Here is a 15696-nt window from a genome sequence, read left to right as displayed (position 1 = left end):
TCTTCGCGGCTGTCAAAACTTGCGCGAAGAGATTGAGGTGGCTTACTTAGGAAATACTTCCCGCTTCTTGGTGAAAAACATCTCCCATCTGTCTCCGTCTATAAATACTTAATATCAGCCCAACAGCCATCATTTCTAGAAGAATATGTGAACCTCCATAGCTCATGAAAGGCATAGACACTCCAGATAATGGCAACAAGCCAAAGTTTGTGAAAATGCTTAACAGATATTTTGCTGCAAACACAGCCGCTAAACCTGTCATGACCATTTTGCCATAAGCCATTTTCACTCGTTTTGCTGTACGAAATACTCTGTGAATAAAGATGACAAACAACAGGAGCGCAATGAGCCCTGCCAACCAGCCAAATGAATAAATGATATATGTAAACATCCAATCCGTGTGAACCTCAGACATAGCATAAGGTGTGATCTGAAGCCCGTTTGAGCTGAATTCATGAACTTTGAAAAAGGAACGGTGTCTATCTGCTTGAAAAAGAGAAAACACTTCAAACATTAGATATAACACGCCTGTTGCCGTCAGCAGAATGATTTGCTTATAACTTGCGCTAGACACATACATCACGGTTAAGCACATGACCAGACAGATAACGGTCGCAGGAAGAAAACCAATCGTACTGATTAAAATAATCGGTAAAGCCATCATCCCTACTCCAAGCCAAGTTTTGTACGCATTTTCCCAATTCCAATTGTGAAAGATCCCTGCTAAAGAAATAGCTAGAAGAAAAGGCATAATCTCAGTCAAATTTATTGATACATCACGTATTCTTAAAAAAAGAATACCGTTCACTCTTGACCCGAACATCATCGAAAAAATCAGCATTCCGAGTGTCCCAATGTATAAATACCAAGAGTATTTCAATAAGCGCCGATAATCGAAGGAAAACAAACCAAACATAAGCGCTAAACCTACCAGATAAAAGGCAAGGCTTTTATAAAAAATGTTCATGTTTTGAAGATTTGTAAAATCTGAATGAAACTGTAAAAAGTACATCACAAGCAGCCCGCAAGAACAAGTGGCTAGCACTAGAAGAATCATCTTAAAATCGATTTGGACTTTATGTGTTTCGTGAAGCTGCGTTCCGAGAATTTCCGCATCACCAATTTGGTCCAACGCTTGCTCTACCGCCTCTTCTTCAGACATCCCAGCATTCATTGCTTCCTCTTTTAGCGTGTATAGATGATCCATCAGCTCAAGCTTTATATTCGAATGAACATCTTTATTTTTAATTCGTTTACATACACTTTTGACATACTTCTCGAACTTTTTATCTAATCCCATGCGATTTTCTCTCCGTTCAAAACGCCATCAACTGCTTGTTTGAATACGTTCCATTCTTCTTTCTTTTCCTGTATCAATGCTTTCCCTTGTTCATTTATTTTGTAATACTTTCTTTTCCGGTTGCCATTCCCTTCGCCCCAATAAGAGATAATGAACTCTTTCCCCTCCAAATTGTGCAAAATAGGATAGATTGTTCCTTCTTTAAAGCTGAAAATCCCTTCCGATTTCGTCTCTAATTCTTTAATCATTTCATATCCATACATCGGTCTTTCATTTAATAAGCTTAAAATAAGGGTAGCTGTACTTCCCTTTAGAAGCTCTTTACTCACTTTCATTCTTAGTTACCTCCAATACATAGATTTACTATGCATTTATTTAATATGCATATCATACATGAATAAAATGGCCATGTAAAGCTTCAAAACAGCATCCTGACATGAAAAATCTGAGAAGATTGATACATAAGAGTGAAAAACAGATAAAATAAATGGGGAAAGAAAACTCACCCTAATAAGAAACTGGTTTACATACAATTTGTTTAAAAAACAAGCATGTGACAACAATGTCACATGCTCGTCTGTTTTGTTCGCCAAATCGAAGGACGTCTGGCAGGCTTCTTTTTATACTAGAGTTATCAATTAAAAGAAAAAGGGGTTCAGCAAATGAACATTTTAGAAGCTCGCAAAATTTATAAAAGCTATGGAAATAAATTCAACAAACAAGAGGTGCTGAGTGGTATTGATTTAACCATTGAAGCCGGGGAATTTGTCAGTATCATGGGGCCATCAGGCTCGGGGAAAACAACCCTTCTGAACGTATTGTCGTCTATCGATCATGTGTCCAGCGGATCCATTCGTATTGCAGATGCTGAGATGACGCAAATGAAGGATCAGCAGCTTGCGGAATTTAGAAAAAAGCAGCTTGGCTTTGTTTTTCAAGATTATAATTTACTTGATACACTCACAGTCAAAGAAAACATCCTTTTGCCTTTATCCATCTCCAAAACGCCAAAAAAAGAAGCTTTTGAACGTTTTCAACAGCTTGCAGAAGACATGGGGATTTATGAACTAAGAGACAAATACCCGAACGAACTCTCTGGCGGACAAAAGCAGCGGACATCGGCGGTTCGTGCCTTCATTCATGAACCAAGTCTTATTTTCGCTGATGAACCTACAGGGGCACTTGATTCCAAATCGGCATCTGACCTGCTCAACAAACTGCAAGATTTCAATCGCAAACGAAAAGCGACCATTGTGATGGTGACACATGATCCTGTCGCAGCCAGCTATTCAAGCCGCGTCATTTTTATCAAGGATGGACAGATTTATACACAGTTGAATAAAGGCGCTTTAGAAAGAAAAATGTTTTTCGAGGATATTATGAAAACGCAAGGTGTCTTAGGCGGTGTGAAGCATGAACATTAATCAGCTCATCTTTCGTAACCTGAAGAAAAATTTGAAGAATTACTATTTATATGTGTTTGCTCTCGTGTTTAGTGTGGCGCTCTATTTTTCCTTTGTCACCTTGCAATACTCACCAGCACTTGATGATGTAAAAGGCTCCATTAAAGGCGGTGCTTCGATTAAAGCCGCTTCGGTTCTGCTTATAGCCATCGTCGGTATTTTCCTGCTATATGCGAATAGCATTTTTATTAAGCGCAGAGGAAAAGAAATAGGTCTCCTGCAGCTCATTGGTATGACGAAACAAAAAATTTCCAGACTGCTCAATGCAGAGAACTTTATTCTATACGTGACAGCCATGACTATCGGCATCATTGCAGGCTTTATCGGTTCAAAGCTGATGCTGATGGTGTTATTTAAAGTGACTGGTGTTAATGCCATCGCCAATCTGCATTTTTCGGGCATGGCCCTTCTGCAAACACTCATTGTCTTTTTTATTATCTATGGATTGATTATGCTGAGAAATAGACGTTTTATTAATAAACAAACGATTTTATCTTTGTTTAGAACAACGTCTTCGACAGAACAGCGTGTGAAAAAGATCTCTGTGTTTGAAATCATCATTGGAGTGTTCGGTATTGTCTTGATCAGCTCAGGCTATTATATTTCTTCTAAGCTTTTTACCGGCTCATATACGTCCATGTTTGAGTTACTTTTAGCCATGATTTATATTCTAGCCTCTGTTATCATCGGTACCTTTCTTTTTTACAAAGGCTCTGTTTCTTTCATTGCCAATATTGTACGTAAAAGAAAAAATGGCTATCTCGCCATTCATGAAGTATTATCTCTGTCATCCATTATGTTCCGGCTAAAATCAAATGCACTGCTTTTAACGATTATTACAACCGTATCTGCACTTGCCATCGGTTTGCTGGCTCTTAGCTACATTTCCTATTACTCAGCAGAAAAAACCGCTGAGCAGATGATTCCAGCTCATTTCGCCATGGGCTCAGAAAAAGAAGCAGCAACCTTCACTCGTGCACTTTCTGACAAACATATTGCTTATGATCAAAGGCAGTTCAAAGTGATTCAAGCGAAATTTGATGCGAAAAAAATAGTGGATTCAGAGGTGAAAAATATGAAGAATGATCCAGGCGTATTGACACTGCCTGTGATCAGTGAGAAAAATGCACCAAATTTTCATGTGGAGAACAACGAAGTTATTTTAAGCGGCTACAGTGATCTATTAAAGAAAGTCATGCCGATTCAAAGCTCAGGCGATGTGAAGCTTCTCATTAAGAAACCGCTTGATTTGAAAGTCATAGATATGAAGAAAGATTATCTCATTTCTTACAACTTCACTTTTGGCGGTCTACCTGTTGCCGTCGTGAGTCAAGATGTTTTTGAGCAGCTCGATCAACAAAAAGATCCAAAGCTACAGCTTGAAAATAGCCAATATATCTCAGTCAATATAAAAGATGATAAAAATCTTGAACAAGCAAATAGCGTGTTTACATCTTTAAAACTAAGTGACAACAGCATGTCTCAATTAGCTTCAGCTCAGCAGCAAAAACAAACAATAGGACTGATGATGTTTGTGGTCGGGTTTTTAGGCCTTAGCTTCCTTGTCACATCTGGCTGTATTTTATACTTTAAACAAATGAATGAAAGTGAAGAGGAACAAAGCTCCTATACGATCTTGCGTAAGCTTGGTTTTACTGAGAAGGACCTATTAAAAGGCATCCGGCTTAAACAGCTGTTTAACTTTGGGATTCCGCTCATCGTCGGATTGCTGCACAGCTACTTTGCTGTACAATCAGGCTGGTTTTTATTCGGCGGAGAATTGTGGACTCCAATGCTCATCGTTATGTCGATTTACACTGTCCTCTATTCTATCTTCGGATTCCTATCTGTCCAATATTATAAAAAGGTCATTAAGGATTCCTTGTAATCAATTCCCCATAGGCAACGCCTATGGGGTTATTTTATTTATGAAGGTGTTGATTCAAACTTGTGTGATAAAATATGGTCTCTTGCCGCATAAGCTTTTCGTTTGACCTCTTCTAGGTTCACACCGACTAGCTTTCCGTTTTGTTTCACTGCTTTTCCAGCAACATAAACAGAATCAACATTTGAAGGATGTGCCGTTTGGACAACCGCTCCAGCCGGATCTGTCATCGGAAGAAGATTCATGCTTGTCCGATCGATCAAAATAAAATCCGCTTCTTTCCCAGGTGTAAGCGACCCAATTTTATGATCAAGCTGTAATGCACGAGCGCCATTGATCGTCGCAGCCTCAAGCATTTGATGAGCTGACAGCCCAAGTTCAGGTCCCGGCATGATCCCATCCATTAACAACGATTGATTTTGGATCGCGCGCTCTGCCTGAAGCCCGAATTTCATTTGAGCAAACAAATCTCCTCCTGTCGCTGTCACTACGTCTACACCGAGCGTTGGAAGAACGCCTTGTTCAATCGCAAGTCCTGTAACAGGATAACCGTGACCCATCATCATTTCAATTTCAGGGGTAATGGATATGGAGCTTCCGCTGTCTGCCAGCATCTTCATTTGATCCGCATCGATTGCGTTAATATGCACCATGTTCAAATCAGGTCCGAGCAGCCCTGCTTTGTGAAGCCGCTCAATCGATCGATCCTCCGCTCCCCAATTTCCAAAGCCGATGTGCATACTACATAGAGCATCTAGAGACCGAGCTGTTTCAATTTCAAATACCGACGTCTCCCATGAAGAAAACTCTGGACCACGAATCGCAAGTCCCATTGTTAAAAGCTGATCTGATGATTGAAAATGCGCTTTTTTCACACGTGCTGCGTCCTCCATATTGGTGAGCGTACTCTCTCTATCCCAATATTCAGCATCTCCAGAGGAACCAAAAGCAAAAACAGCTCGTATACCCGCATCTTTTAATCCTCCAATGAGCTCTTCTGTATGATCCATTGAATTGATCATCGTCCAATCTAAAAACGTGGTCACACCTGCATCTAAAGCCTCTAATGCCCCTAAATAATTGGCGATTCGATCGTCGGATGGGCGTCTCATTGCTCCATAGTTGCCATAATAGATTTTGCTTAAATATGTCTGCAAAGACCAATCTGTCCCTATGCCCCGGATGACAGACTGCCACACATGCCGATGTGTATCTACAAGACCTGGCATAATGACCATATCAGATGCATCAACAATGTCTGCATCACTTACTTCAATTGAAGGTCCAACTTCTAAAATGTGTTTCCCTTCAATTAATAAATCTCCCTTTTCAAGAAAACCTAAAGATGGATCAAGTGTTAAGAGTGCTGCATCTTTAAACAATGTTTTCTTCATCCATATCCCCCTTTTCAAATGACGAGGATAAGTGACCCCGCCTCAATGTCATTTTAAAACAGAACAGGATCAAATTAGAAGAAAAGTGGCTTATCAAAATATATTAAGAGCTGATGTTTCTGAAATAGTTGTATGTGCGTTTTAATTTGATGTCATGCTTCCCTTTTGGACTTTCCATCATCCCAAACTCAAAGAACTTCACAGGTTTGATTCCGACATATTGCAAGAGAGCTCGTTTCATTAACATCTTGTGCGCATTTTGTAAAAAGAACAAAGGGTAGTTGGTTGGTCCTTGCATTGTCGATACACAAACGGCACTTTTCCCTTTTAATAATCCTTCTGGCAGCAGACCGCCTGTTTGACGATAAGCGAAATTCGCAGCAAACATGCGGTCAATAAAGCCAAGCAGCATAGCTGGCGGCCGCCCCCACCAAATGGGATAAACGAACACGATTTTATCCGCCCACATGATCTTATCCTGATACTCGCGAATGTCAGGATCTTTATGCATATCACGTCTCTTTTTCTCTTCATTAAAAACAAGTACAGGATCAAATTTTTCTTGATATAAATCGATGATTTTCACTTCTTGAACGATTGGATTTTCTTCGCTGCCTCTAACAATTTCTTTAAAAAAAGCACCATTTAAACTATTGTGATGAGGGTGAGTATAAATAATGAGTACATTCATCTTTTTCTCCTTTAGTTATCATTTGATAATAAAAGGATATACCCCAATCGATTAGTTGTCAAATGATAATTGTTTTTTGATAATAAATTTGATATGTTACATAGGAGGTGATCATCATGCAACATCCACATTTCTTCAAGGAATTCGTCGCATTTGCTTCTACTTTTTCAGAGCTAAAACATGATCTGATGAGCAAAGTCAAACCACCAGAATTAACAGCCTTACAATATTTAATTTTAGAGCAGCTAGCGGTCAGCGAACCGCTTACCCCTAGTGACATCGCAGACTGCCAGCATATGTCTCTTCCAAATGTCAGCAGAGAACTGAAAAAGCTGCAAGAAAAACAATTCATTGCTAGAGAAGAAGACCGTAATGACAAACGAAAGCATGTCATTATACTTTCTGACAAAGGCCGAGCCTGTATGAACGAAGCCTTCCAGCATATCGAAAGGATGCTAATAGATAGCCTATCTTCCTCAGATATAGAACAAATGGATGATATCGTACAAGCTCTCCGTCTATTAAATCAAACGATTTTTAAAAAATGACCCAAAAAAGCATGAGCACTATGCTCATGCAGGATTGGGTTATTGTACTTCCAACACACAAAAAAGCGCTGGATCATTTCGTCCAAACGCTTCTTGTACCTTTACACAATCAATTGATATGCAATGTATAACGCAACCAACCAGATCATGACCGCCGAAGCCTTATTGATACGGTTCATCCATTTGCCGTTTGTATCTAACTTCCCTAACATCTTCCCTAAAAGGGCGAGACCAATAAACCATAACCAGGACACGATGATACAGGCAAGTGTGAATGCCAGCTTTTCTGCGCCGCTATATTGCAGCGAATTTGTCCCAATGACACCAATCGTATCGAGAATCGCGTGGGGATTTAAAAGAGAAACGGAACAAGCAAATAGAATTTGTTTTCTTGCAGGCATTAATTTCTGCTTCTCTTGATTACCTGATGATGAGCTTGTGTTCCATACGGACCATCCCATATAAACTAAAAAACAAAAACCAATGATATAAAGACCAATTTGCAGTACTGGAATGGTAAACACCACAACAGAAACACCTATGACAGCTAAAGCAATTAAAAGTGTGTCACAAAGAGCAGCCGTGATGACGACAGGCATTGCTCGATATAATCGAGGCTGCAGCGCTCCTTGTTGAAATACAAATACATTTTGTGCGCCCAAAGGTAAAATGAGACCAAAGGCAAGTACAATTCCATGAATGATCGCAATCGACATCTACTAACATTCTCCTTTTTCAGAAATTCCTACATATTTTAACATAAAGCACCTTGCCTGCTTTCAACGAATTTCATTTTCCGTACAAAAAAAGCGCTGGATGCTTCCATTCAAACGCTTTTCATTTTTTCATTATTTACTTTTTCGTGCAAGCTCTCTTTCTCTCAGCTCTACACGGCGAATTTTCGCTGACGGTGTTTTTGGCAGTTCGTCAATGAATTCGATTTCTCTTGGGTATTTGTATGGTGCTGTTGTGTTTTTCACATGTGTTTGCAGCTCTTTGATCAGTTCATCACTTTGCGCAGTTCCATCACGAAGGACGACGTATGCTTTCACGATTGATCCTCTGATTTCATCTGGGCTCGCCACAACTGCACATTCCTTCACTGCTGGATGCTTGATCAGCGCATCCTCTACTTCAAACGGTCCAATCGTATAGCCTGAGCTGACAATGATGTCATCTCTGCGGCTTTCAAACCAGAAGTACCCATCTTCGTCTTTTTTCGCGCGGTCACCCGTAATAAAGTAATTTCCTCGGCGCTGCGCCTTTGTACGCTCTTCGTCTTTATAGTATTCCTTAAATAGAGCCGGTGTTTCGAGATGGACCGCAATGTCACCAATTTCTCCAGGTGCGCAGACGTTTCCGTCCTCATCAATGATATCTACTTCATTGCCAGGGGTTGGTTTTCCCATACTGCCTGGCTTGATGTCCATTCCTTTTAGCACCCCTACGAGCAGTGTGCTTTCAGTTTGGCCATAGCCGTCTCGTACTTCTATATCGAAATGCTTTTTGAATGTATCAATGACTTCACGGTTCAGCGGTTCTCCCGCAGAAACAGCACTATGCAGCTTCGGCAGCGCGTACTGACTCAAATCATCTACTTTTGCCATAAAGCGATATTCTGTCGGTGTACAACATAGGACATTGATTTCATTTTTTTGAAGCAGCTCTAAGTATGTATTCGGATTGAATTTTCCTCCATACACAAAGCCTTCTGCTCCACTTCCTAATACAGATAAGAGGGGACTCCACACCCATTTTTGCCAGCCTGGTCCTGCTGTCGCCCATACTTTATCTCCTTCATTAATGGAGAGCCATGCTTTGGCAGCTGTGCGTAAATGTGCATACGCCCATCCGTGTGTATGAACAACCCCTTTTGGGTTCCCTGTTGTACCTGATGTATAGGATAAAAACGCCATGTCTGTGCGTTTTGTATCTGCCAATTCAAGTTCGTTTGATTGCTCTTCCTTTTGCGCTAGAATGTTTGTCCAGCCATGATCGTTTTCACCGATTGAGAATGTTTTAAAATCGTTCGGCTTTTTAGTTCCGTCGAACGATTGAATGAATGAAGAGTAAACGATCGCTCCCTTTGCTTCTGCGTGTTCAATTCGGTAATCTAAATCTTTCGCACGCAGCATTTCAGAACAAGGAATCACGACCATTCCTGTTTTCAAAATCGCTAAATAAATGCTGTATGCCTCGAGCATGCGCGGCACCATCACAATGATTTTATCGCCTTTTTTGAAGCCTGCATTTAATAAAACATGTCCAATTTTATTTGCCTCTTCTACTAATGCTGCATATGTTACATGCGCTTCGTGCCCATTACCGTCCTGCCAGTGCAGGGCCATTTTCTCCTTGTCATGACTGAACGCTTCAATCTCACTGACTAAGTTATATTGTTCTGGTGCAATTAAGTCTTCTCTTTTCATGGTACAGCTCCTTTTAGCCTCTTTCTTATGAAACGAAACATGTTTCAATTTACCTATTCTAACACTCATAACTGAAAAATGCTTGAATTAGGACCTACTCCTAGTATTATGCCATAATTTTTTAAATCCGTCTTCTTTTTTAAAAATATTCTAACTATTTATATGTACAAAAAGAAAAGAGCGGGAATCATCCCGCTCATAAGCCATAGCTTTTAAATTGTGTGTCTTAGAAAGATCCGCCACCCATATGTTGTTGAGCGTAAGATACAAGACGCTTAGTGATTTCTCCACCAACTGATCCGTTAGCGCGAGATGTAGTTTCTGCACCAAGGTTTACACCAAATTCAGAAGCGATTTCGTACTTCATTTGGTCGATAGCTTGTGCAGCGCCTGGTACTAGTAATTGGTTAGAACTGCTTTGTCTGTTTTGTTGAGCCATGTGTTCTCACCTCCTTGTGAATATAGAATGTGTAGAAACACATGACTTCATGCGATTGATTTTATGGTAATTATTATGAAATTTTCGTTTTAGAATAAATCAGCGAATTCATCTGCCGTTTTCTTTTCATTTGTCACAATAATCGTTTCAATTTGCTCTACTGCCTCGTCCAGCATCGGCTCGAAATCAGCAAAGCTTTCGTAGCGTTCTACCTTCTCAAGCTTTGGTTTTGTTTTAGGGGACGGCGGCGTAAAGATCGTACAGCAATCCTCGAAAGGCTGAATGCTTGTATCGTATGTGCCAATTCTTCTTGCTTCATCAATAATGTCATTTTTATCGACAGCTATGAGCGGGCGGATGATTGGTGTATTAGTCACATGATTAATGGCATACATGCTTTCAAGTGTCTGACTTGCCACTTGCCCAAGGCTTTCACCAGTAATAATCGCAAGGGCATCACGCTTTTCTCTTATTTTGTCAGCTATTTTCAGCATCATTCTTCTTGTTGATGTCATCGTATAGTTTTCAGGTACTTGTTTGTGGATCAGCTCTTGAATTTTTGTAAAAGGTACGATATGAAGCTTCACTTCGCCTCCATATGCTGCTAGGCATTCTGCAAGATCAATCACCTTTTGTTTCGCACGTTCACTTGTATACGGAGGGCTAAAGAAATGCACAGCTTCAATTTGAATTCCGCGTTTCATTGCTTGATAGCCGGCAACTGGGCTGTCAAAGCCGCCTGAAAGCATGAGCATCGCTCTTCCGCTAGAACCAACCGGCAGGCCGCCTGCACCTTTGACATCTTTAAATGTAATGTACGTGGCTTGCTCTCTGATTTCGATGCGTAAATGCACATCTGGCTGTTTCACATTGACTGTTAAGTTTTCCGTATTTCTTAGAACATGTCCGCCAATTTCGCGATTCATTTCATTTGAATCAAGTTCAAATTGTTTATAAGAACGTTTCGTTGACACTTTAAATGTATTCCCTTGTTCATACACTTCCTGTACCGCTGTTAGTGCCGCATCTTTAATCGCATCTAGATTTGTCTCACATTTAACCGCAAGACTAAAGCTCTGAATGCCAAATACACTTTTGAGCTGTTCTGAAATCGGTTCAGGGTCTTCTCCGTTCAGCATAATCGTGATACGGTCTCTATCAGAAGCATACTTCAATGCTTCAAAATCCTTTAAGACGAACCGAATGTGCTGTCTTAGTTTTTCAATGAATTTCTTTCTATTCTTCCCTTTTGTTGAGATCTCACCAAAACGGACTAAAATATGATCATATTTCATGCTGTTATCTCATTCCTTTTAATTTTTTCACACTTTGTGTGATCGATGTGATGATTTGCGATGCAAGCTCTGGTCCTTGTCCATACGTCAAGCTGATTCTCATACTGCTTTTGGCCACTTCCTCTGATTTTCCCATCGCCAGCAGTACACGGCTTGGCTCTTTTTTCTTGGCTGAGCAGGCAGAGGTTGTAGAAACATATATGCCTTCTTTTTCAAGCATATGGAGGAGGACTTCAATTTGAATACCCGGCACTGAAAAATTCACAATGTGCGGCGCACTTTGCGCCCTCGGTGTGTTCATCACAATACCTTCTATGTCTCCAAGCTGTTTTTGCAGCTGCGTTTTTAAGTTCAGCATCTCATCGTGATGCTTGTCAAGCTGTTCATATGATTGTTTCATGGCTTTTGCCAAGCTGACAGCTCCAGCAGGGTTTTCAGTACCTGAACGAAGCCCTAATTCCTGCTCTCCGCCTGTAATGAAAGGGGCGAGAATGACATCTTTCTTTAAAAAGAGTGCGCCTGTGCCTTTTAAGCCATGAATTTTATGACCTGACATCGTCAAAAGATCTACATCCAGCTGTTTATTAAGTGCTACTTTGCACATTCCCTGCACCCCGTCGACATGAAAAAGCGCGTTTTCGGTATGCTCACGAATGATGCCAGCAGCTTCTTCAATCGGCTGGATGGCACCCGTTTCGTTATTGACGTGCATCATGCTGACAAGCACTGTATCAGGGCGAAGCACTTCTTTTAAATGCGTCATATCTGCATGGCCTTGCTCATTTACTTGAATATAGGAGATGTCAAAGCCAAATAACGCCTTTAGCTGTTCAAACGATTCAATGACAGAAGGATGCTCAATTGCTGTCGTCACAATGTGCTTGCCCCGATTCATTTTGGCAAGTGCTGCTCCTTTAATGGCAATGTTATTCGCTTCTGTAGCACCAGAAGTAAAAATAATCTCATATTGTTTTAAGCCCGTGTAGTGAAGCATTTGTTTTCTCGTTTCATTTAACAGCCGGCTTGCATCTATTCCGAGCTGATGAAGCGAAGATGGATTTCCAAAATAACGCTCACTCACTTGCTGATATACTTGTAAAACCTCAGGGTACGGTTTTGTGGTTGCACTATTATCAAGATACATCATTGCGAAACTCCTTATCCTCTTGCGTTTAACTAATATGATCTGAATTCCTTTTATTTCAATATAAAGCGGTATATTGACAACCTCATCAATTCACTATATCATGCATAGTGCCATTGTCATATTTTTTCCTAAATTAACAGAATATTTAAACATGGCGGAAAAATAAAATAATAGGGGGATAACCTTATGAAAAATAAGTTAAGTCAAACAGACACATTAGCCATCGGCTTAATGTTGTTTGCACTCTTTTTTGGCGCAGGCAATATGATATTCCCTCCTGTACTTGGACAGTACGCAGGTGAAAACGTATGGCTTGCGATCGGTGGATTTTTACTGACAGGCGTGGGACTTCCGCTGCTAGGCATCATTGCCGTTGCCTTGACAGGAACAGGTGCAAAAGGGCTTGCTGATAAAGCTCATCCTACATTCGGTACCATTTTCACCGTCATTTTATATTTATCCATTGGACCTTTCTTTGCAATCCCTCGTACTGGGACGGTTTCTTATGAGATTGGGCTGGCGCCGTTTCTGTCTGAAGCGCAGTCTGAATCATGGATTCCATTATTCTTGTTTTCAATTGCTTTTTTCGGCATTACCTATGCTCTTGCTTTAAATCCATCGAAGCTTGTTGACCGAATCGGTAAAATTTTAACACCAATTTTACTCGCTGTCATTGCTTTAATTGTGATCAAAGCAATCGCAACACCAATGGGTGGAATTGGCAGTCCACATCCAACCTATGAAGGAAGCCCGCTGTTTACCGGCTTTTTAGAAGGCTACAAAACGATGGATGCTCTTGCTTCAATCGTTTTCGGAATTGTCGTTGTCACGGCTGTGAAAGAGCGTGGTATTACAGAACGTAAATCGATTGCAGCAGCCTGTATTAAAGCGGGGCTTGTCGCAGCTGCTGGACTAGCTCTTGTGTACATATCACTCGCTTATGTCGGAGCATCAAGTCCTGAGGCTACAGGTATGGTCGGAGCAAATGATGGCGGAAAACTCCTTTCGCTTGCGGCAAACTTTTTATTTGGTTCTGCTGGAAATATTGTGTTAGGGGCTGCGATTTTATTTGCTTGTTTGACCACAAGTATTGGACTTGTTTCATCCTGCGGGGAATATTTTTCTACGCTATTTCCACGCTTTTCTTATCGTACAGTTGTTTTAGTTGTATCTTTATTCAGTACATTTGTAGCAAACCTGGGACTGGCACAAATTATTTCGCTCTCTGTTCCAGTGCTTGTTGCGATTTATCCGTTAGCCATCGTGATCATTCTCTTATCTTTTATTGATCGATGGATCAATGGAAGACGAATCATTTATATCGCTTCACTCCTTTTCACAGGTGTCTTTGCTGTGATTGATGGGCTCGTGGCAGCGAAAATCCCTCTTGGCGGATTACCTGAATTTTTAGAAGCTGTTGTTCCTTTATATAAACTTGGGATCGGCTGGGCAATCCCTGCCGTTCTTGGAGCTATTATTGGACTTCTTATTTCTTTATTCACGAGTCCACCTAAACAGCTTGCTTAATCAAGCATCAAAACAAAAAACATCCCTTTCCATAGGAGAAGGGGATGTTTTTTTATGTTCTTCATATACTAAAATAGAAAAATTCATGACTTTTGTATGAAAACACATGTTGACATCAGGCGTACATCCTTTATAATTAGTGAATGTTAATGAAGAACGGTTTTAACAACTAATTAACAGAATATTTCAACATAATATTGGAGGCTTTATATTCAATGAAGGCAACATTGTCGACGAAAGATACGGTTATTATAGGTTTTATGTTATTTGCTTTATTCTTCGGCGCCGGAAATATGATTTATCCACCAGAGCTTGGGCAATATGCTGGAACAAATGTATGGAGAGCAATGGGCGGATTTTTATTAACAGGTGTCGGTTTACCTCTACTAGGTATTATTGCGATCGCTTTAACAGGACGTGATGCAAAAGGACTTGCGGATAAGGCTCATCCAGTGTTTGGAACAGCATTCACCGTCATTTTATATTTATCCATTGGGCCGCTTTTCGCTATTCCGCGTACAGGAACAGTTTCGTATGAGATTGGCGCATTACCATTTTTATCAAGTGTACCAGCTTGGCTGTCCCTTCTTTTATTTACACTCGTCTTTTTCGGTATTACGTATTACCTTGCTTTAAATCCAACGAAAATCGTGGATCGTGTAGGGAAAATATTAACACCGATTAAATTTACGATCATTTTTATTATCATTGTCAAAGCCATTTTGACGCCAATGGGCGTGATTGGTACACCAGATGTATCTTATAGCAACGGATCGTTTTTCAAAGGATTTTTAGAGGGCTATAAAACGATGGATGCTCTTGCTTCTATTGTATTTGGAATTGTTGTCATCAACGCGATTAAAGGACGCGGTGTGACAAGTAAAAAGGCACTGGCTTCTGCTTGTATCAAAGCAGGTTTGATTGCAGCTGCTGGATTAACCTTCGTTTACCTGTCACTTGCGTATCTAGGTGCTTCTAGTACACATGCCATTGGATTCGTGGGAGATGGAAGCAAAATCTTAGCTCAGTCTTCTCAGTTCCTTTTCGGAAGTCTTGGAAATATTGTATTAGGTGCTGCCATTACAGTCGCTTGTTTAACAACAAGTATCGGTCTTGTCACATCATGCGGAGAGTATTTCTCAAAGTTACTTCCTAAACTTTCTTATAAAATGGTCGTGACACTTGTTACATTATTTAGTTTCATCATTTCTAACTTTGGACTTGCTCATATCGTTGCTTTCTCTGTTCCAGTCTTAACAGCGATTTATCCTCTGGCAATTGTGATCATAGTTCTATCACTTGCTGATAAATGGCTTGGACATAGAAGACCAGTATATGTCCTCTCGTTAATTTTAACAGGGTGCGTCAGCTTATTTGACGGATTAGCAGCAGCAAAGCTTCCAATCGGTCCAGTAAAAGACATCTTCCAAACAGTGTTGCCTTTTTATGACCTTGGCATTGGCTGGCTTGTCCCTGCGATACTTGGAGTCGCCATTGGATTCCTGATCTCACTTTTCACTTCTTCTGCTTCAGAAGAACGCCAAAAACAGGCGTCATAATACAAAAAAGCTGAAGTCC

14 protein-coding genes are annotated in these 15696 nt (G+C 40.5%); 5 read left to right on the top strand and 9 right to left on the bottom strand.

Features of this window, described 5'->3' with window-relative positions; all coding sequences use genetic code 11:
- Positions 1-46 precede the first annotated feature (46 nt).
- The gene (locus AMR95_RS10890) at positions 47-1300 is read right to left on the bottom strand and encodes an FtsW/RodA/SpoVE family cell cycle protein (protein ID WP_058838275.1); all 1254 of its coding nucleotides are present in this window, start codon (positions 1298-1300) and stop codon (positions 47-49) included.
- Positions 1291-1635, bottom strand: a complete 345-nt coding sequence (locus AMR95_RS10885) for a PadR family transcriptional regulator (protein ID WP_047203764.1) — start codon at positions 1633-1635, stop codon at positions 1291-1293. The genes AMR95_RS10890 and AMR95_RS10885 overlap by 10 nt, the downstream gene beginning before the upstream one ends.
- A gap of 327 nt (positions 1636-1962) precedes the next feature.
- Here AMR95_RS10885 and AMR95_RS10880 point away from each other — a divergent pair, with 327 nt between their 5' ends.
- Both AMR95_RS10880 and AMR95_RS10875 read left to right on the top strand, forming a co-directional pair.
- Positions 1963-2724, top strand: coding sequence for an ABC transporter ATP-binding protein (locus AMR95_RS10880; RefSeq protein ID WP_024426158.1), 762 nt, complete (start codon positions 1963-1965; stop codon positions 2722-2724).
- Positions 2714-4651 (top strand): ABC transporter permease, encoded by a 1938-nt coding sequence (locus tag AMR95_RS10875; RefSeq protein WP_058838274.1) that lies wholly within the window; start codon positions 2714-2716, stop codon positions 4649-4651. The genes AMR95_RS10880 and AMR95_RS10875 overlap by 11 nt, the downstream gene beginning before the upstream one ends.
- A 38-nt stretch (positions 4652-4689) precedes the next feature.
- Here AMR95_RS10875 and AMR95_RS10870 read toward each other — a convergent pair whose 3' ends face one another.
- A complete protein-coding gene (locus AMR95_RS10870) occupies positions 4690-6042 on the bottom strand; it encodes an amidohydrolase family protein (protein ID WP_058838273.1) in 1353 nt (450 codons plus the stop codon).
- A 103-nt stretch (positions 6043-6145) separates the two neighbouring features.
- Positions 6146-6733 carry an NAD(P)H-dependent oxidoreductase gene (locus AMR95_RS10865; RefSeq protein ID WP_058838272.1) on the bottom strand — a complete coding sequence of 196 codons (588 nt, stop codon included), beginning with the start codon at positions 6731-6733 and terminating at the stop codon, positions 6146-6148.
- A gap of 116 nt (positions 6734-6849) precedes the next feature.
- On the opposite strand from AMR95_RS10865, the gene AMR95_RS10860 reads away from it, so the two are divergent.
- Positions 6850-7281: a MarR family winged helix-turn-helix transcriptional regulator gene (locus AMR95_RS10860; RefSeq protein WP_058838271.1), complete on the top strand. Its 432-nt coding sequence runs from the start codon at positions 6850-6852 to the stop codon at positions 7279-7281.
- A gap of 101 nt (positions 7282-7382) precedes the next feature.
- On the opposite strand, the gene AMR95_RS10855 is transcribed toward AMR95_RS10860, so the two are convergent.
- The 5 genes from AMR95_RS10855 to AMR95_RS10835 all read right to left on the bottom strand — a co-directional run bounded on the left by AMR95_RS10855 (position 7383) and on the right by AMR95_RS10835 (position 12591).
- Positions 7383-7997: a LysE/ArgO family amino acid transporter gene (locus tag AMR95_RS10855; protein WP_058838270.1), complete on the bottom strand. Its 615-nt coding sequence runs from the start codon at positions 7995-7997 to the stop codon at positions 7383-7385.
- A gap of 132 nt (positions 7998-8129) precedes the next feature.
- Positions 8130-9710, bottom strand: coding sequence for an acyl-CoA synthetase MbcS (gene mbcS, locus AMR95_RS10850; RefSeq protein WP_058838269.1), 1581 nt, complete (start codon positions 9708-9710; stop codon positions 8130-8132).
- 226 nt (positions 9711-9936) lie between these two features.
- A complete protein-coding gene (locus tag AMR95_RS10845) occupies positions 9937-10149 on the bottom strand; it encodes an alpha/beta-type small acid-soluble spore protein (RefSeq protein WP_024424829.1) in 213 nt (70 codons plus the stop codon).
- Between the two features lie 89 nt (positions 10150-10238).
- Positions 10239-11444, bottom strand: coding sequence for a tRNA uracil 4-sulfurtransferase ThiI (thiI, locus tag AMR95_RS10840; RefSeq protein WP_039180639.1), 1206 nt, complete (start codon positions 11442-11444; stop codon positions 10239-10241).
- A 4-nt stretch (positions 11445-11448) separates the two neighbouring features.
- Entirely contained in the window at positions 11449-12591 is a 1143-nt protein-coding gene (locus AMR95_RS10835) for a cysteine desulfurase family protein (RefSeq protein ID WP_039180642.1), read from the bottom strand.
- A gap of 186 nt (positions 12592-12777) precedes the next feature.
- Here AMR95_RS10835 and brnQ (AMR95_RS10830) point away from each other — a divergent pair, with 186 nt between their 5' ends.
- Both brnQ (AMR95_RS10830) and brnQ (AMR95_RS10825) read left to right on the top strand, forming a co-directional pair.
- Positions 12778-14118, top strand: coding sequence for a branched-chain amino acid transport system II carrier protein (gene brnQ / locus AMR95_RS10830; RefSeq protein WP_039180644.1), 1341 nt, complete (start codon positions 12778-12780; stop codon positions 14116-14118).
- A gap of 215 nt (positions 14119-14333) precedes the next feature.
- Complete coding sequence (brnQ, locus tag AMR95_RS10825) at positions 14334-15677, top strand: branched-chain amino acid transport system II carrier protein (protein ID WP_039180646.1); 1344 nt, start codon at positions 14334-14336, stop codon at positions 15675-15677.
- Positions 15678-15696: the final 19 nt, after the last annotated feature.

The sequence above is a fragment of the Bacillus sp. G1(2015b) genome, from assembly GCF_001482475.1.
GTDB lineage: Bacteria > Bacillota > Bacilli > Bacillales > Bacillaceae > Bacillus > Bacillus safensis.
Note: the sequence above shows the minus strand (reverse complement) of the source record. Positions and strands in the feature narration are given on the sequence as shown.

Bases quoted from the DNA above. Each gene is read 5' to 3' on its own strand.
- AMR95_RS10890 (WP_058838275.1), bottom strand. From the start codon at position 1,300: ATGGGATTAGATAAAAAGTTCGAGAAGTATGTCAAAAGTGTATGTAAA.
- AMR95_RS10885 (WP_047203764.1), bottom strand. From the start codon at position 1,635: ATGAAAGTGAGTAAAGAGCTTCTAAAGGGAAGTACAGCTACCCTTATT.
- AMR95_RS10880 (WP_024426158.1), top strand. From the start codon at position 1,963: ATGAACATTTTAGAAGCTCGCAAAATTTATAAAAGCTATGGAAATAAA.
- AMR95_RS10875 (WP_058838274.1), top strand. From the start codon at position 2,714: ATGAACATTAATCAGCTCATCTTTCGTAACCTGAAGAAAAATTTGAAG.
- AMR95_RS10870 (WP_058838273.1), bottom strand. From the start codon at position 6,042: ATGAAGAAAACATTGTTTAAAGATGCAGCACTCTTAACACTTGATCCA.
- AMR95_RS10865 (WP_058838272.1), bottom strand. From the start codon at position 6,733: ATGAATGTACTCATTATTTATACTCACCCTCATCACAATAGTTTAAAT.
- AMR95_RS10860 (WP_058838271.1), top strand. From the start codon at position 6,850: ATGCAACATCCACATTTCTTCAAGGAATTCGTCGCATTTGCTTCTACT.
- AMR95_RS10855 (WP_058838270.1), bottom strand. From the start codon at position 7,997: ATGTCGATTGCGATCATTCATGGAATTGTACTTGCCTTTGGTCTCATT.
- mbcS (WP_058838269.1), bottom strand. From the start codon at position 9,710: ATGAAAAGAGAAGACTTAATTGCACCAGAACAATATAACTTAGTCAGT.
- AMR95_RS10845 (WP_024424829.1), bottom strand. From the start codon at position 10,149: ATGGCTCAACAAAACAGACAAAGCAGTTCTAACCAATTACTAGTACCA.
- thiI (WP_039180639.1), bottom strand. From the start codon at position 11,444: ATGAAATATGATCATATTTTAGTCCGTTTTGGTGAGATCTCAACAAAA.
- AMR95_RS10835 (WP_039180642.1), bottom strand. From the start codon at position 12,591: ATGATGTATCTTGATAATAGTGCAACCACAAAACCGTACCCTGAGGTT.
- brnQ (WP_039180644.1), top strand. From the start codon at position 12,778: ATGAAAAATAAGTTAAGTCAAACAGACACATTAGCCATCGGCTTAATG.
- brnQ (WP_039180646.1), top strand. From the start codon at position 14,334: ATGAAGGCAACATTGTCGACGAAAGATACGGTTATTATAGGTTTTATG.